The organism is Pseudoalteromonas phenolica (genome assembly GCF_005876835.1).
GTDB lineage: Bacteria > Pseudomonadota > Gammaproteobacteria > Enterobacterales > Alteromonadaceae > Pseudoalteromonas > Pseudoalteromonas phenolica_B.
Map to the genome: position 1 here is coordinate 55,491 of NZ_PPSW01000011.1, position 16,798 is coordinate 72,288.

Genomic DNA, 16,798 nt, shown 5'->3' on the forward strand with positions numbered 1-16,798 from the left:
CTTTAATCAAATGCGAGCAGAGGCTCGCATTTTTGATCTGAGGTTAAAATGACGAAGGCATGGTACTTCCTCAGGCACGGGAAACCAGTTACTACAGGTATTCTCACGGGTTCTAAAACTGACGTTGCCGTGTCTGAGTTAGGGGTAGCAGCGATGGAGTCTGCTTTACCAAAAACAGTCCAATTTGATGCTTGCATTTCTTCCCCCATGCAGCGTTGTCTGAGCTTTGCGAAAAAGCAATCTAGGCAATCAAGCTTACCACTGGTGATAGCAAAGCAACTTCAAGAAATGGATTTTGGGGATTGGGATGGTCGAACTTATGAGTGGCTTTGGGAGAACACACAGGATCCAAGTATAGGTGAATTTTGGCAGTCGCCTTGGCAACATACGCCGCCAAATGGAGAGTCCCTTTACGCGTTTAGGTCTCGAGTTAAGCAATGGTGGGAGGCTGAGCTATCAACCCGGCATACCACACACAACCTGGTGGTGACTCATGCCGGTGTTATCAAACAAATCTTAGCTGAAGTCATTAACTTACCTTTAGATTCTGTGTCCTCTATCAATAGTTTAGAAGTTGGCTATGCTACATTGGTAAAGATAGAAGTTTACTTTGATGAAGCACATAAGGCGTGGCCTAAAGTTGTGTTTTAGCCATCTAGACTTCATAATACGGTTTTTCTGATTAATCTTGGGAATAAGCTGAAACTGCTTAACTGTCCCCGCAACTGTGAAGTGCATTTAAATGCACGAAGTCAGATACCAAGGTCAGAAAAATCCTCTTGAGCGGGCGTACTCAAGAGCACACAATTTTAGCCGTAATTCGGTTAGGACTGTGCGTTCGTGTCTGCCCAACCGTTAGTAAGGGTACGAATGCGAACAGCTTGTCAGCACTCTGAATTTGCTCTGCAAGTTTCAAACTTAGATTTGGTGCTAGATAATCATCAAATATTACAAAACATCTCTTTCGATGTAACTGAAGGGCAGTTTATTGGTTTATTGGGTCCTAATGGGGCTGGTAAGTCATCGCTGCTTCGTTGTCTTTACCGTTTTTTTACCCCTTCAAGTGGGCAAATAATCCTTTTTAACAAAACGATTTCAAGTTTCTCGCATAACGAATATGCCCAGCAAGTTGCAGTGGTTTTGCAAGAAATGCCTGAGCATTTCAATCTATCGCTTTATGATGTGGTTGCAATGGGTGTAACACCTCATAAAAGTTTATTTTCACCATTAAATAAAGCCGATCATGAACTAATTGCAAAGTCTATTGAACAGGTTGGTCTGGTACACAAAATCAACGAAGCATTTGCTCACCTTTCTGGTGGTGAAAAGCAAAGGGCGCTGATCGCGAAAGCCATGGCACAAAAACCTAAACTATTGATTATGGATGAGCCAACCAGTCACTTGGATGTAAAATATCAAATACAAATTATGGAGCTGGCCAAAGCAATGGGGATCACAGTGATCGCTTCTTTCCATGATTTAAATCTTGCGGCAGCTATGAGTGATAGCTTGCTGGTGCTACAACATGGCGAGCTATATAGAAGTGGAGCGCCAAGCGATGTGCTAGATGCGCAATTACTCAGTGATGTATTTGATGTCTGTGCTGAGGTCTCGCAAGTATCTTGTCCGTATAGAGACAAAACCCATATTCCTCATATCCGCTACCACTTTGGATATCAACTATGAAGCCGCTTATTTCGCTGTTAATTTTGCTGATAAGCTGCTTTTTTAGTGCTTTAGTTGCCATTAAGCATGGCGCGATTGATATTAATGCGAGTGCTGTTTGGCAAACATTATTTGCTTATGATGCCAACGTCTTTGAGCAAAAAATCGTTATGGAACTGCGTATTCCCAGAGTGATTTTGGCATTTGTTGCTGGAAGTGGTTTGGCGTTGGCGGGCATTATATTGCAAACAGTGACTCGTAACCCTTTGGCAGATCCTTACCTTTTTGGTATTTCATCAGGCGCATCATTTGGCGTCGTGTTACTCATCACATTTACAGGTATCACAGCTGGCTGGGCGATGTCAGGGGCGGCGTTTTTAGGCAGTGCGCTGGCAATGACCCTATTGTTGCTGATTGCTTATGGACAAAGGGCGAGACAGGTAGAAGCGATGTTACTCGCCGGTGTCGCCTTGTCTTTCTTATTTAGTGCATTTACCAGTTTGCTGTTGTATTGGAGTGATCCACAAGCAGTGAGTGCCATTATGTTTTGGAACTTAGGTAGCTTTAGTCGCGCTGATTGGCAATGGTTGTGGTTGCCCTGTTCAATTGTATTACTGTGTATGGCTTGTATGTTGTTGTTTAGGCGCGGTTTAAACGCATTATTACTGGGTGACGAAAGCGCTGCGACCTTAGGTATTCAGGTGGCTAAGTTACGTTTAGGGATGTTGCTATTGAGCTCATTGCTGACCGCGGTATTGGTTGCTATGTGCGGTGGTATTGGCTTTGTTGGGTTAATGATCCCGCATTTGGTACGTTTTTTTATTTCACAGGCAACTTCAATTGGTCTGCTGTGTACTGCTTTAAGTGGTGGTTTGATGATGATATGGGTAGATCTATTTGCCCGTACTATTCTTGATAATCAAGAGCTTCCCATTGGTGTTATCACTGCTGCAATAGGCAGTGTGTTCTTTTTAACTTTACTGACTCTCAAACAAAAAAGGCCTTAGCGTATGTTCTCAGTTAAAGCACTTGATACGCGTTCTCGCGAACTTATCGAAAAAAAAATAAACCTGAAAACTAAGCCTTTGGGTGCGTTAGGTGAGCTAGAAACATTGGCTAAACAGCTGGTGACTATTTTCTCTCAAGGTATCGAGCTTGAGCAGCTGTCAGTATTTCGACCACAAATCAGCAAACCGACTCTAACCGTCTTTGCAGGCGATCATGGTATTGCTGCTAAAGGTGTCTCTATCGCGCCTAGTGAAGTGACAGGCCAAATGGTAGCGAATTTCGCGTCTGGGGGCGCTGCAATTAATGTTTTCAGCAAACAATTAGGGTGGCAACTCGAGATAGTCGATTGCGGTATTTTAAATGTACCTGATCAAGCCTTAGGTGTTAACTCACAACGTTTGGGCTCAGCCACGCGTTCATTTGATGAATGTGAAGCGTTAACTCAAGCTCAAGAAGCGCAAGGTTTTGAGTTTGCTAAAAAGCTTGTTCATAAACAATATCAACAAGGCTGTAATACTTTTGCATTTGGTGAGATGGGCATTGGCAATACCAGTGCAGCATCGGCTATTTTTAGTGCGTTGAGTGGGCTCTCTGCTGAATATACTGTAGGCTTGGGCACAGGTGTATCAAACGAAGTGGTCGATAAAAAAGTAGAGCTGATTAATACCGCGCTTAACCTACATCGAGATAAACTTAACGACCCACATGCAATCTTACGTTGTTTGGGTGGGTTTGAGATTTGTCAAATGGTCGGCGCCATGTTGGCTGTCGCTGAGTTACAGCAGGTTATTGTTGTCGATGGCTTTATCGCAACAGCGGCGGCATTGCTGGCTATTCGTATTGAGCCAAACAGTCAAAGCTATATGGTTTTTGCCCATTGCTCTTCTGAGCAAGCGCACCTGCAAATGTTAAATTCAATTAATGCTAAGCCTCTTTTAAATCTTGGTCTTAGATTGGGAGAAGGGACGGGGGCTGCATTGAGCTTGCCTTTGCTACAAAGTGCTCTGGCGTTTTATAACGACATGAATAGTTTTGATGACGCAAATGTCACGAAAGTTGTTTAACATGAATAAGCAGCACTTTTTATTGGCTGTGAGTTTTTTAACTCGCGTGCCTGTACATTTTAAACAAGAGATTGAAGACAATGCACTCAGTGAAGCCAGTGGCTATTTTGCCTTAGTTGGTTTGTTGTTGGGTGTTGCCTTGGCTGCTGTATATGGCGTTGCGTCTTGGATTTTTCCGCCAAGCATTGCTGTGATCCTCACCCTTGCTCTGGGTATTTTAATTACTGGCGCATTTCATGAAGATGGTTTTGCCGATGTTTGGGATGGCTTTGGAGGCGGTTGGACTGTGTCGCAAAAGCTGTCGATTATGAAAGACAGCCGCTTGGGCACATATGGTGCCAGCGCTCTGATTTTGCTGCTGTTATTAAAGTTCCAGTTGCTCACATCACTGAGTGATAGCTTTATACACATGTTCTGTGCACTAGTTTTAGGTCATACTCTGAGCCGTGCAATGGCGACGAGTATCATTGGTAAGCTTGCCTATGTGCAAGAAGATGCGCAATCAAAAGTAAAACCAGTCGCCATGTCGCTCTCTTCTCATGCAAAAGATTTCCTCGCTTTAACCTCACTGTATGCGCTATTTGTGCTGTGGCTTTTTACACCATTGTCTTTAATGAGTGTGATTATTTTAGTGGCTGTTTTATTTTTAACTCGCCAGCTGTGTATAAGCTGGTTTAAACAACAGCTCGGTGGGTATACGGGAGATTGCTTAGGCGGCGCACAACAATGTTGTGAAATCATGATTTATTTAACTTTAGTGGCGCTCTGGGTGTAGTGGATGCGAAATATTACTTATGACTCAAAATAATATTCATCTCATTTTAGGTGGCGCGCGCTCTGGCAAAAGCAGTTTCGCCGAACAAACGGCGTTGGATTTATATACTTCAGGCAATGTGAGTAAACTCGTATACATCGCCACGGCAGAAATCAAAGATACTGAAATGGCTGAGCGCGTATCACATCATCGGGCAACGCGAGATAAACGCTGGCAAGTGATTGAAGAGCCATGGTATCTAGCTGACACATTGCAAAAATTTGGCAGCGACAGTTGCGTATTAATCGACTGCTTAACCTTATGGTTAACGCATGGGTTATGTGAAAAATCAGAGTCTGAATTACAAGTACAGAAGCAGCGTTTGCTCGAGGCATTACAACATACACGAGCATCTGTTTTACTTGTCAGTAATGAAGTAGGTCATGGCATAGTGCCACTCGGGGAGTTAAGCCGCGTATTTGTCGACCAGTCCGGCTGGTTAAATCAAGATATCGCCAAAGTTGCGCAGCGTGTTGACTTTATCATGGCTGGCTGCCCGTTAAGGATTAAATAAGTGACGAAGATAAAAACATTAATGGTTCAGGGCACCACATCTGATGCGGGTAAAAGCACCTTGGTTGCGGGGTTATGCCGCGTGCTTGCTAGGGAAGGGGTTAAGGTTGCGCCGTTTAAACCTCAGAATATGGCACTCAATAGTGCGGTAACCCCTTGTGGCGGCGAAATAGGCCGTGCTCAAGCACTGCAAGCTATTGCTGCGAAACAGCCTTTAAATACTGATTTTAACCCTATTTTACTCAAGCCCAATAGCGATACGGGCGCGCAAGTCATTATTCATGGCCGTGCCATTAGCAATATGGAAGCGGCGAAATACCATGATTATAAAAAAGTTGCGATGCAGGCTGTGCTCGAATCGCATCAAAGATTAGCATCTGATTTTGATGCAATTATGGTAGAAGGAGCGGGAAGTCCTGCGGAAATCAATTTACGCGAAAATGATATCGCTAATATGGGGTTTGCTTGTGAAGTAGATTGCCCCGTGATCATCATTGCTGATATTGATAAAGGCGGCGTATTCGCGCATCTTGTCGGCACCTTAATGTTACTCAGTGAATATGAGCAGTCCTTGGTGCAAGGCTTTGTGATCAACCGTTTTCGTGGCGATATCGCTTTGCTTCAGTCGGGTCTTGATTGGCTCGAAGAAAAAACGGGAAAACCTGTGTTAGGTGTGCTGCCGTATATGCATGGCTTAAACATCGACGCTGAAGATGCCGTCGCAATGGATAATGTAGTGACAGACAAACAACTCACGGTCAGTGTGTTGTTATTGCCGCACATTAGTAACCACACTGACTTTGATAGCCTGCGGTTAAACCCTCAAATCGATTTGCGCTATGTAAAACATACCGAGCAAATAGGGCAAACTGATCTGATTATTATCCCAGGCAGTAAAAACGTCATCAACGACCTGGCTTTTTTGCAGACGCAAACATGGCAAACCGAAATACAGCGACACTTACGTTATGGCGGTAAGGTGCTAGGCGTGTGTGGTGGTCTACAAATGTTAGGTAAACGCATTTGTGACCCTGATGCCATAGAAAGCTCACAAGCAGAAATTACAGGATTAGGGTTAGCTGAGTTTGAAACTCAGCTAACCCAAACCAAAACCCTGACTCAAGTGAAGGGTAAGTGCGTTATAAATCAGCAAAACGTGGATATTAAAGGCTATGAAATCCACTGTGGGCAAAGTAGCGGCTCCGCCCTTGAAAAGCCATTTATGTATTTTACTGATCATCCACAAGGTTTCCTGAAAGACGGTTTTATATCTGATGACAACCAAGTTGTTGGTACTTACTTACATGGTTTGTTTGATGAGCCTAAAGCGGCGGAAGCCATTTTAAATTGGGCGAGTAATGGCAAGCTAACAGAAACGAATTTTAGTCTAGATGAGCATCGTGAAAAACAGCTAGAGTGGCTGGCAGATGAATGTGAAGCGCATTTAGATATGAACAAAATTAAAGCATTAATCAATTTATAGGGTGTGAATTATGAGTGAACAAGATAGACATCAACAGAGGCAACAAAAAGTAAAAGAGAAGGTTGATGAAAAGGTTGCCGCTGCCAATATTGAAAAGGGCATTTTTCAGGTTATCACAGGTAATGGCAAAGGCAAATCAACGTCTGGTTTTGGGGTTGTGACGCGTTGTGTCGGTCACGATCAAAATGCTGCGGTAGCGCAGTTTATTAAAGGCATGTGGGACTGCGGTGAGCGTAACTTACTTGAAAAAGTTGGCGTACCTTTTGCGGTAATGAAAACTGGCTTTACATGGGAAACGCAAAACCGTGAAACAGATACGGCCGCAGCGGTTGAAACTTGGCAGCAAGCCAAAAAGTGGCTAGCAGACGATAGCATAGATTTAGTGTTACTTGATGAGCTGACTTATATGGTGAGCTATGATTATTTAGACTTAGATGAAGTGATCAGCGCCATCGAGAATCGTCCAAAGATGCAGTCTGTGATCGTGACAGGTCGTGGTGCACACCGTCGTTTAACTGAGCTTGCTGACACGGTGAGTGAAGTGCGAAACGTGAAGCATGCTTTTGAATCCGGTGTTAAAGCACTAAAAGGATTCGATTACTGATGTGGTTAAAAAGGACTTTATTGATCACCTTTTTGCTGCTTACAAGTCAATATGTAGCAGCAAATCAATCACAAAATGCGTCACAACCAGATACTCAACATAAAGCAAAACGTATTGTGGCTTTAGCACCGCACATTGTTGAAAACTTATTTGCCATAGGTGCAGGCGATAAAATTGTCGGCACCGTTGAATATGCAGATTATCCAGAGCAGGCGCTTGAGATCTCAAGAATTGGTGGCTATCACGGCATTCAACTTGAGAAGTTATTAGCTTTAAAACCAGATTTGGTGATCGCTTGGCAAACAGGTAATAAAAAAGCCGATCTTGAAAAGCTCGAGCAGCTAGGTATTAAAGTGGTTTATAGCGAAACCAATGACCTAACTAAAGTATCTGAGCAACTGACAGAATTTGGTGAGCTAACAGGTCATCAAGTACAGGCCAAACAAGTGGCTAAAGAATTTGATGTGCGTTTAGCCAAGTTGCAAAGCCAATATCAAGACGCAAAGTCGCTGGATGTTTTCTATCAACTCTGGCCTGAGCCTATGATGAGCGTGAATAAAAACACCATGATCCATCAGGTATTATCAATTTGCCAAGTGAATAATGTGTTTGCTCACAGTCGAGCTGATTACCCGCAAATTAGTATCGAAAATGTGCTTAAGTTTAAACCGCAAGTAATCGTATTACCTGAAGAGAAAACAAAGAAAGACGTGCAGCATACTAATTGGCAAAACTGGCCTCAGATCCCAGCTGTCGAACATCAGCAGTTTATTAGAGTCAATGCCGATCTATTACACCGTTTTAGTGTGCGAGCGCTCGATGGGGTTGCTGACTTATGTGATAAACTGTCGCAATCTCGCCGTTACTATCAAGAGCAATCATAATGAAGACTTGGTCAGACTTTATCGCTGAACAAAGCCAGCAAACCTACCTTAAAGACACGCTAGAGTATGTCGCTCAAAAGCGCAGTGAAGGCGTGACGGTGTTTCCTCCTGAACAACAGGTATTTTCAGCATTCGATGCCACGCCATTTGAGCAGGTTAAAGTGGTCATTTTAGGCCAAGACCCTTATCACGGACCAGATCAAGCACATGGTTTATGTTTTTCTGTGTTACCGGGTATTAAACCGCCTCCGTCATTGGCAAATATGTATAAAGAGCTGGTGCAAGACATAGAAGGGTTTAGCACCCCTGATCATGGTTATTTAATGCCATGGGCAGAGCAAGGTGTCTTATTACTTAATACTGTATTGACGGTTGAACAAGGACAAGCACATTCGCACAAACATCTAGGTTGGGAAAAGTTCACTGATAAGGTGATTGACGAAATTAACCAACAAAGAGAAGGCGTGGTGTTTTTACTATGGGGCGCCCATGCACAGAAGAAGGGCAAGAACATAGATAAAGTGCGTCATCATGTTTTACATGCACCACATCCATCCCCCTTGTCAGCTCACAGAGGTTTTTTTGGTTGTCAGCACTTTTCAAAGACAAACGACCTGCTAACCAGTTTGGGTAAAACACCTATAAACTGGCAAGTTTAAACACACTTCCAAAAACGAAAAATGGCTCCCTAGGGAGCCATTTTTTTAAATTAAATCTAGTTCTTCTAGATCTAAGTTGTCTGCAAAGTAATCGAGTTCTTGCAGCTCTTTGCGAAGACGTTGTTTTTCTTTATAGGCTTCAATTTCGCGCCACTTTCGTTTTTGTTTTTTTGAAGAGGTGCGTTTTGTTGTTTCAGGACTTTCTAATACTGCAATGATATCGTCTAGGCTATCCATGATGTTCTCCCATTGATTATTGACCTCAAATGACGGTTTTACGTCAGCTCTGTATATTTGATATACGTTTCGAGCAACTTCGGTATATCATAACTCGCTTAAAAATAAAACAACTATGTGTTGCTTTTGTTACAGTAAGGTAACAGTTTGATGAAGATGAAACGCGGGGGGATCTGGCTTTTGAGCATAAAAAAACGCCGCATAATGCGGCGTTTATATTCAATATGTTTATTAATTATAGTGCTTTAAAACGCGCTTCTAGTGTTTCTTGCGCCTCAGCAAAAGCACGAATACCTTCAGCAAGCTTTTCAGTGGCCATCGCATCTTGGTTATGCTGCCAGCGGAATTGCGCTTCGGTTAATGGCACAGGCTTAGCTTGTACTTCATAGTCGTTTTCAAGTAAGTACGCTTGTGCGTCAGTCAGTTCACCAAGCTCTTCAAGCAGTGTAGGGCTAATTGTTAGCTTGTCACAACCCGTTAATGCAATGATTTCACCGGTATTTCTGAAACTTGCACCCATTACCACAGTGTTATAACCATGCTGCTTATAGAACGAGTATATGCTACGAACAGATTGCACACCTGGGTCTTGCAGTGGATCAGTTGGTTTTTCTAAGCCGTTGGCAACGTGCCAGTCAAGAATACGACCTACAAACGGTGAGATTAGGAAAACATTGGCATCTGCACATGCACGGGCTTGTGCACTGCTAAATAATAGCGTCAGGTTACACTTAATACCTTCTTTCTCTAACTGTTCAGCTGCTTTGATACCTTCCCAAGTTGATGCAATCTTGATTAAGATTTTGTCTTGGCTGATACCTTGCTCTTTGTACAGTGCAAGTAAGGTTTTTGCTTTAGCAATCGTCGCTTCTGTATCAAAAGATAAGCGCGCATCTACTTCAGTTGAGATGTAACCAGGTACAATATTGGCAATCTCTTTACCAATTAATACGGCAAAGTAATCACACGCTAATTCGACTTGTTTGTCTGCGTCAGACTCGTTCGCTTTTGCGTAATCCCAAGCTTGCGTTAAATAGGCTTGATAGGCTGGCATCTCAGCTGCTTTTAAAAGCAGTGAAGGGTTAGTGGTTGCATCTTCTGGTTGATGCTTACGAATGGCTTCAATGTCGCCGGTATCGGCAACGATTGATGAATGCTGTTTTAGCCTATCTAGTGCTGATGTCATTATGTTTCCTCATTCCTCTTACAGCTTATGGGCAAACTCTACTTCTCCTATGTTGCAATAGCGTGAATGGCATGAATAGGTCAATTGTCCTTATTTGACACTCACAAGTTGAGAATTAAAAAATATTCAAAGGAAGAAGAAGAGCACATATCCCGCATTACTTGCTACTTAACAATCTTCACTTGCAGTAACAAAGGGATAGTGTTGAAATTGACACTAATTAATTTTTAAGTCAATAGGTAAGCCATGATCACAGTGATCTCTCCCGCGAAAAACTTAGATTACGATACGCCAGCGCATATCGACACTTTCACGCAGCCTGAGTTACTTGAACACTCAGAAGAGTTAATGACAGTGTGTCGTGAATTATCACCGCAGCAAATTGGCAGCTTGATGAAAATTAGTGATAAGCTTTCGGGGTTAAATGCAGCACGCTTTAGCGAGTGGGCACAGCCTTTCTCACCTGATAATGCGAAACAGGCGGTACTGGCATTTAACGGTGATGTGTACACTGGCTTAGACGCTGCCTCATTAGATGAAGGCACACTAAGCTACGCGCAATCTCATTTACGCATTCTTTCAGGTTTATATGGCGTACTAAAGCCACTAGATCTGATGCAGGCTTACCGTTTAGAAATGGGCACTAAGCTTGAAAATACTCGTGGCAAGAACCTCTATGAGTTTTGGGGCACAGTGATCGCTGAAAAAATCAATGAGGCGTTAGCGGCTGAAGGTACGACGCAATTAGTGAACCTTGCTTCTAACGAGTATTTTAAAGCTGTTAATAAAAAAGCGCTTAAAGCAGATATCATCACCCCTGTATTTAAAGACTGCAAAAATGGTCAATATAAGGTGATCAGCTTCTATGCGAAGAAAGCCCGCGGCATGATGGCGCGCTACATTATGGAAAACCAAGTGACATCGCTTGAAGCGTTAAAAGTATTTGACGTTGCGGGTTACTATTTTAGTGCAGAAGCAACTCAAAAAGAAAATGAGCCGGTTTTCTTACGCGCTGAACAAAACTAACTTAAAACTCATAATGCACTGAGCTGTGCGGGCTTCACGCTGCTCGCACTATTATCCTTTTTTACAGACCCACCTTTTACACAATGTAGAGCAATAATGAATAGAAACGTCCTTTTCTTGGCTATTTGTCAGGGCTTAATGACCACAGGTAATATCTTATTAGTGACGATTTCTGCGCTTGTGGGTCAAGCATTAAGCCCATCGAGTGCACTCACAACTTTACCGGTCGCAACACAAATGCTGGGATTATTACTGACAACGGTTCCTGCCTCATTACTCATGGCGAAAATAGGCCGTAAAAAAGGCTTTAGTTTGGGAAACCTAATCGGTATCAGCGGTACAGTTTTAGGGTTTTATTCATTATTGAATAGTCAGTTTTGGCTATTTTCATTCGCCACTTTCTTAATCGGCGTTGGTATTGGCTTCGCAACTCTGTATCGTTTTGCTGCCATTGAAGCGAGTGACAACCCTGCCACTGCGATTTCAGCGGTAATGGCAAGTGGTGTCGTGGCGGCTGTATTAGGCCCCAATTTAGCGGTTTGGGTGAATAACCATTACCCTGAAATTAATTATGCCAATGCTTTTGTTGCCTTGATGGTGCTTTATATTTTGGCTTTGTGTTTACTACAGCTTGTGAAGTTTAATGAACTCAGCCAAGCAAGCTCAGATAAACCACAACGGCCTTTATCTGAGATTATGACCCAGCCTAAGTTTTTGCTCGCCGTGCTGATTGCGATGATCAGCTACACCACAATGAACTTGCTGATGACCGCCACACCTTTGGCGATGCATCGCCATGGTTATGATCTTGCTGAGTCAGCGCTTGTGATTGAATGGCATGTTTTGGGAATGTTTGTACCTTCATTTTTTACTGGCAAGCTGATTAATCGCTTTGGTCAGAGCAACATCATGCAAGCTGGTGTAGTTATTGTATTGCTATGTTGTTTGGTGAATTTAATGGGCCTGAGTCACTGGCACTTCTTAGTCGCCTTGTGTTTATTAGGGGTTGGTTGGAACTTTATGTTTATTGCCGCTACACAAATGGTCAGCGAGAGCTATTTGCCTCATGAGCGGGCTAAGTCACAAGCCAGTAATGAATTCCTCGTTTTTAGTATGGTGACGGTTTCTTCATTGGGCGCAGGCTGGCTTGAAGCTGAAATAGGCTGGCAGTTATTAAATATGCTGACTATCCCTGTGATGCTTTTGGCTGCGGGTATTATCTGGCGATTAAAGCCCAAACTTATAACAACACAAAGCGCAGTATAAACTTTATAGCGAAATTGCATCTGGCAATTTAAAAAATCCAGTCACAATGCTATCGCGTTGCTGTAAGTCTTTCGCTTTAATATTATATTGCTCTATAAACTGCTCTGGCGACCCTGTTTTTTGTAATAGCGGTTCAGTGTCGCATACCGCCAAGGCACGCCATTTATTTATGACATGCTCGGGGCATGAAGGCAGTACAGACAGTATATGTTTACTCTCATTAAATTCACTATTCATAGTGAGCTCCAACATTTCATTGGTTGCAGCCCCAAACCAGCAACTGTTATTTTCGGCAATACATACAATCGGGAAGTAAGGCGCAAGCGCTGGAAAAACATCATTTCTGTAGAGTGTCACTTGCCAATACCTTTTCGCAATAGTACAGAACTGTTCGAAGCTGGTGATGGCAGAGAAGCCTGAATTAGCAACTGGTGTTATCTCAACCCTAGGTTTATTAGGGTTAACGGTATCGTTAGCAACATCAATATATAGATCATCGACTATCATGGCGTTTTGAAAGTATTCGTCTCTTAGGGAGCCCCACACTTGTTTAATTTCATGACCAGCTTGTAGCTTTGTAATTAGCGGTGATAAAGCTTGATGTGGATTTGAGGCCAGTTTTTCTTTTAAAAGCTCAAATACGGCATTACGAATTTCTTTACAGCGCCCAAGTGGGTAAGGTTTGCCTGAAAAGTGTGGATAATCTTTTATCAGATCAATGTCGGCCTTAATGCGAAGGTGTGCTAAATACTCTGTTAACTCAGTATGTTGTTGTTCAGTTAAGGTCATAACAATATCCTTATTAGAAATTAAAAAGGGTCCATTTTTGGACCCTTTTACTATAAGCTAATTATGACGTTACTTCTTCTTTTTAACTTTGGCTTTTGCCTTTTTCTTGGCTTTTATTTTTGCCGGATCTTTTTTCTTCTTAGGCAACTTCGCTGGTTTGTTCTTCGGCTCTAATCCTTTAATAACACGTGATTTTAGTTGTTGTTCGGTATAGCGCTGAACCTTGCCCAAAATTGCCATATCATGGGCTTCAACTAAAGAGATTGCCGTGCCTTTTTTACCTGCGCGACCTGTACGGCCGATACGGTGTACGTAAATGTCTGCTGTGCGCGGCATATCGAAGTTAAATACATGGGTTATGTCTTGAACATCAATACCACGCGCGGCAACGTCAGTCGCTACTAGAATACGTGTACGGCCCGCTTGGAAGTTGGCCATGGCTGTCATACGCTTGTCTTGCGGCATTTCACCACGTAACCAAGTGGTTTTAATATCGTGAGAGTAAAGCTCACCAACTAGCTTTTCTAGTCGTTCACGCGTTTTGACGAAGACAATCGCTTTTTGCACTTCTTCTTCGTTCTTAAGTAATTCAACAAGTAGTTTTAGCTTGTGATTATAGTCATCAGCTAGGTGCACCCATTGATGAATTTTGCCTTTCTCTTTGCGTGATGGCTCTGCTTCAAGTAAGGCTGGATCATTAAGAATGCGATCTGCGAATAACTCAACACTGTCGCCTTCAAGTGTGGCTGAGAATAAGAAACACTGACGGCGATTTTTTGCTTCATCACAAATACGTAGCATTTCTTTTTTGAAACCCATGTCTAGCATTCGGTCGGCTTCATCAAGAATAAGTAGTTCTACGTTTTCTGCGTGGAAATTTTCAGTTTCAAGATATTCCATTAAGCGACCCGGTGTCGCGATTAAGATATCGTTGTTCTTTTCGAAAATTTCTTTGTGGCTGCCGTAGTTAATACCACCGGTTACGACACCAATTTTAAGGTGAGTATTTGCCGCAAGTAACTGACATTGTTCGTGTACTTGGTAAGCAAGTTCACGGGTAGGCGTCATAATTAATACACGTGCAAAGCCCGGATCGCGACGAGGGAAGTCTAATAAGTATTGGATTGCAGGAATTAAAAACGCAGCTGTTTTACCCGTACCTGTTGGCGCTGAGGCAAGAATGTCTCGACCCATCAAACCTTCAGGAATAGAAAGTTGTTGAATGCTGGTGGCGGTTTTGAATCCCATTTTATCAATAGCTGAGAGGACTTTACCGTCTAGATCAAATTCAGAAAATTGCATAGTGCATCATAAATAAAGGACAATGTGCTCAATTATACGCGTGATAGTGAATTTGGAAAAGCGAGATTATGGCAGGCTTTGCGTTTAAGCAGTTTTGTATTGAGCAAGAGAACACCGCAATGAAGGTCTCAACCGATGGAATTTTGCTTGGTGCTTGGGTGAATTTGTCCGGGGTAAAAAGCTTGCTAGATGTCGGTGCAGGCACTGGGCTATTGTCTTTGATGTGCAAGCAACGTGCTGAACGTTTAGCTGTGACAGCCGTTGAGATTGAATCTGGTGCGTTTCAAGATGCGCATTTGAATATCCAAAATAGCCCATGGCAGGATGGTATTATTTTACATCAATCTGCTATTCAAGATTTTCAGAGCGATATTCAATTCGACTTGGTGATCAGCAACCCACCATATTTTAACGATAGCTTAAAAGGTCCATCGGCAGCCCGAAATTTAGCGCGCCATACAGATTCATTGAGCTTCAGTGCGTTACTGAATGAGTTTAAGCGCTTATCTCATTCTAAAAGTCGCTTAGCAGTAGTGCTACCTTACAAAGAAGGATTAGAGTTTATTGCGCTAGCGCAACCACAAGGTTTGCATATTGTGCGTAAATGCGAGGTGAAAACGACTGAGCGCAAGGCAGCCAGCCGTTTATTGCTCGAGTTTGAGTATGCTACAAATAGTGGTCTGATTGAGGCTGAGAATACGGTGTTATGTATTCATGAAAACGGGCAATACAGCGAAGATTTTATTGCACTTTGTCGTGACTTTTACCTAAAAATGTAAAAGCGTTCCTTAATTGGGTAGTTTGCGCAATTTTGATTTATATGCGCTAGAATACAAGGTTATATCCGGCTGTTTATATGTGCTGGATACCTTTTCTTTTTATAAATATTTCACGGGGTTTGTATGTCAGATAAGTGCTATATCACAGCACAGCAGTTGCTTGAGGATTCTTTTCGTTTAGCCGCGCAAGTTTATGATGATGGTTTCCGTCCTGACTTCATCATTGGTATATGGCGAGGTGGCGCACCTATCGGTATCGCTGTGCAAGAATATTACGATTACAAAGGCATAGAAACAGATCACATTGCTGTGCGTACATCTTCTTACTATGGTATCGGCAAACAATCAAAAGAAATCAAAGTACATGGTCTTCATTACATCATCGAAAATGCCAATGCAGATGACTCACTATTAATTGTGGACGATGTATTTGATTCAGGCCGCAGTATTTTCGCGTTAAAAGAAAAGCTTTCTGAGCTAATGCGTTTAAACTTGCCTAAAGATATTCGCACAGCGTGCCCTTACTACAAGCCAAAAAATACTAAAGTACCTATGAAGCCTGATTATTTCATTCACGAATCAGATGAGTGGTTAGTATTCCCGCATGAATTATCAGGTTTAACACCAGATGAAATTGCGGAAGGTAAATCAGATTTAAGTAATATCAGCGAGTTATTTACTAAATAATATTGCAGATAATTATAAAAAAAACCGCATTGTGAAATGCGGTTTTTTATTTTAAATATTTGATAAGTTGTACTAAGCCCAACCGTCGTAACGCTTTCTACGCGATAAAAATAGCGTGAGTACAACGCCGATTAATAGACCACCAATACCAACACCACCGCCGTAGGTAAGCATTAAATGCTGCTCAGCTTGTTCAGAAGAAAGCGCTTTTTGCTTTTCATCCGTTATTGCTTTTTCTAAACGTTGAATTGTTTGCTGTAAATTTTCATTTTCAGCTTGTAAATCTTGATTGAGCTGTTGCAAGCGAGGTAAGTCTGTTTGGGCATCATTGAGTGCTTGCTGTGTTTGTTGTAATTGTTGGCCTAGCTCATCTAATTGGTGCGCGAGTCCTGGCTGACTTGAGACAAACTGGGTTTCAACCCATACTTCACGACCTTTATCATCGATGACCTGCTGAAAACCATTTTCATTGCCTGCCATAATGGCGACTTGGCTACCAGCATCTACAGAGCCAACAATACGGTAGTTTTTTCCTGGTCCAGAATGTACATAAACGAATAAACTATCTGAGATATAGGCCGTATTTTCGCTGCTATTACTATTTTCTGTTGTTTGAATATCTTCAGCGAGAGAATAGTGCGAGAAAAGTGCGAAAATTGTTGGCACTAATATACGTTTTAACATCCGTGACCCTTATAGAGAGTTGTTTCTTGAGATAGTATGAATTTCAAGGAGTAATATCAAGTGAAGCGCTAAACTTCCTTGAACTTGCTGCAAAAAGATTGCAAATAACCGCTGCTTTGTATATTTTTACCGTTCTACAATTATATAG

19 protein-coding genes and 1 riboswitch are annotated in these 16,798 nt (G+C 42.4%); of the genes, 14 read left to right on the forward strand and 5 right to left on the reverse strand.

Features of this window, described 5'->3' with window-relative positions; all coding sequences use genetic code 11:
* Nucleotides 1-48 precede the first annotated feature (48 nt).
* The 10 genes from C1E24_RS07490 to ung all read left to right on the forward strand — a co-directional run bounded on the left by C1E24_RS07490 (nucleotide 49) and on the right by ung (nucleotide 8,694).
* Nucleotides 49-651: a histidine phosphatase family protein gene (locus C1E24_RS07490; RefSeq protein WP_138480215.1), complete on the forward strand. Its 603-nt coding sequence runs from the start codon at nucleotides 49-51 to the stop codon at nucleotides 649-651.
* 11 nt (nucleotides 652-662) lie between these two features.
* Nucleotides 663-784: riboswitch (cobalamin riboswitch) on the forward strand.
* An 86-nt stretch (nucleotides 785-870) separates the two neighbouring features.
* Nucleotides 871-1,686 carry an ABC transporter ATP-binding protein gene (locus C1E24_RS07495; RefSeq protein ID WP_138480217.1) on the forward strand — a complete coding sequence of 272 codons (816 nt, stop codon included), beginning with the start codon at nucleotides 871-873 and terminating at the stop codon, nucleotides 1,684-1,686.
* Nucleotides 1,683-2,672: a FecCD family ABC transporter permease gene (locus tag C1E24_RS07500; RefSeq protein ID WP_138480219.1), complete on the forward strand. Its 990-nt coding sequence runs from the start codon at nucleotides 1,683-1,685 to the stop codon at nucleotides 2,670-2,672. The genes C1E24_RS07495 and C1E24_RS07500 overlap by 4 nt, the downstream gene beginning before the upstream one ends.
* Before the next feature lie 3 nt (nucleotides 2,673-2,675).
* Nucleotides 2,676-3,737: a nicotinate-nucleotide--dimethylbenzimidazole phosphoribosyltransferase gene (gene cobT, locus C1E24_RS07505; RefSeq protein WP_138480220.1), complete on the forward strand. Its 1,062-nt coding sequence runs from the start codon at nucleotides 2,676-2,678 to the stop codon at nucleotides 3,735-3,737.
* A gap of 1 nt (nucleotide 3,738) precedes the next feature.
* Complete coding sequence (locus tag C1E24_RS07510; protein ID WP_138480222.1) at nucleotides 3,739-4,512, forward strand: adenosylcobinamide-GDP ribazoletransferase; 774 nt, start codon at nucleotides 3,739-3,741, stop codon at nucleotides 4,510-4,512.
* A gap of 19 nt (nucleotides 4,513-4,531) precedes the next feature.
* Entirely contained in the window at nucleotides 4,532-5,065 is a 534-nt protein-coding gene (gene cobU / locus C1E24_RS07515) for a bifunctional adenosylcobinamide kinase/adenosylcobinamide-phosphate guanylyltransferase (protein ID WP_138480224.1), read from the forward strand.
* Between the two features lie 9 nt (nucleotides 5,066-5,074).
* Nucleotides 5,075-6,547 (forward strand): cobyric acid synthase, encoded by a 1,473-nt coding sequence (locus C1E24_RS07520; protein WP_138480395.1) that lies wholly within the window; start codon nucleotides 5,075-5,077, stop codon nucleotides 6,545-6,547.
* Nucleotides 6,548-6,557: 10 nt separating this feature from the next.
* Entirely contained in the window at nucleotides 6,558-7,151 is a 594-nt protein-coding gene (gene cobO, locus C1E24_RS07525; RefSeq protein ID WP_138480226.1) for a cob(I)yrinic acid a,c-diamide adenosyltransferase, read from the forward strand.
* Nucleotides 7,151-8,035 (forward strand): cobalamin-binding protein, encoded by an 885-nt coding sequence (locus tag C1E24_RS07530; protein WP_138480228.1) that lies wholly within the window; start codon nucleotides 7,151-7,153, stop codon nucleotides 8,033-8,035. The genes cobO and C1E24_RS07530 overlap by 1 nt, the downstream gene beginning before the upstream one ends.
* Nucleotides 8,035-8,694 carry a uracil-DNA glycosylase gene (gene ung, locus C1E24_RS07535; protein WP_138480231.1) on the forward strand — a complete coding sequence of 220 codons (660 nt, stop codon included), beginning with the start codon at nucleotides 8,035-8,037 and terminating at the stop codon, nucleotides 8,692-8,694. The genes C1E24_RS07530 and ung overlap by 1 nt, the downstream gene beginning before the upstream one ends.
* A gap of 45 nt (nucleotides 8,695-8,739) precedes the next feature.
* On the opposite strand, the gene C1E24_RS07540 is transcribed toward ung, so the two are convergent.
* On the reverse strand, nucleotides 8,740-8,931 hold the full coding sequence (locus tag C1E24_RS07540; protein WP_130254710.1) for a DUF3545 family protein: 192 nt from the start codon (nucleotides 8,929-8,931) through the stop codon (nucleotides 8,740-8,742).
* 235 nt (nucleotides 8,932-9,166) lie between these two features.
* A complete protein-coding gene (gene tal / locus C1E24_RS07545) occupies nucleotides 9,167-10,117 on the reverse strand; it encodes a transaldolase (protein ID WP_138480233.1) in 951 nt (316 codons plus the stop codon).
* Nucleotides 10,118-10,363: 246 nt separating this feature from the next.
* Between tal and yaaA the strand changes: the two genes are divergently transcribed.
* A complete protein-coding gene (gene yaaA / locus C1E24_RS07550) occupies nucleotides 10,364-11,143 on the forward strand; it encodes a peroxide stress protein YaaA (protein WP_138480235.1) in 780 nt (259 codons plus the stop codon).
* Nucleotides 11,144-11,239: 96 nt separating this feature from the next.
* Nucleotides 11,240-12,409 carry an MFS transporter gene (locus C1E24_RS07555; RefSeq protein WP_138480237.1) on the forward strand — a complete coding sequence of 390 codons (1,170 nt, stop codon included), beginning with the start codon at nucleotides 11,240-11,242 and terminating at the stop codon, nucleotides 12,407-12,409.
* A gap of 3 nt (nucleotides 12,410-12,412) precedes the next feature.
* On the opposite strand, the gene C1E24_RS07560 is transcribed toward C1E24_RS07555, so the two are convergent.
* Together C1E24_RS07560 and srmB are read right to left on the reverse strand one after the other, a co-directional pair.
* On the reverse strand, nucleotides 12,413-13,198 hold the full coding sequence (locus tag C1E24_RS07560; protein ID WP_138480239.1) for a hypothetical protein: 786 nt from the start codon (nucleotides 13,196-13,198) through the stop codon (nucleotides 12,413-12,415).
* Nucleotides 13,199-13,267: 69 nt separating this feature from the next.
* Nucleotides 13,268-14,500 carry an ATP-dependent RNA helicase SrmB gene (srmB, locus tag C1E24_RS07565; protein WP_058030869.1) on the reverse strand — a complete coding sequence of 411 codons (1,233 nt, stop codon included), beginning with the start codon at nucleotides 14,498-14,500 and terminating at the stop codon, nucleotides 13,268-13,270.
* Nucleotides 14,501-14,568: 68 nt separating this feature from the next.
* On the opposite strand from srmB, the gene C1E24_RS07570 reads away from it, so the two are divergent.
* Nucleotides 14,569-15,279 carry a tRNA1(Val) (adenine(37)-N6)-methyltransferase gene (locus C1E24_RS07570; protein ID WP_138480241.1) on the forward strand — a complete coding sequence of 237 codons (711 nt, stop codon included), beginning with the start codon at nucleotides 14,569-14,571 and terminating at the stop codon, nucleotides 15,277-15,279.
* A gap of 123 nt (nucleotides 15,280-15,402) precedes the next feature.
* Nucleotides 15,403-15,966 (forward strand): phosphoribosyltransferase, encoded by a 564-nt coding sequence (locus tag C1E24_RS07575; RefSeq protein ID WP_058030867.1) that lies wholly within the window; start codon nucleotides 15,403-15,405, stop codon nucleotides 15,964-15,966.
* 72 nt (nucleotides 15,967-16,038) lie between these two features.
* Here C1E24_RS07575 and C1E24_RS07580 read toward each other — a convergent pair whose 3' ends face one another.
* Complete coding sequence (locus tag C1E24_RS07580; RefSeq protein WP_138480243.1) at nucleotides 16,039-16,650, reverse strand: TIGR04211 family SH3 domain-containing protein; 612 nt, start codon at nucleotides 16,648-16,650, stop codon at nucleotides 16,039-16,041.
* Between the last annotated feature and the right edge of the window lie 148 nt (nucleotides 16,651-16,798).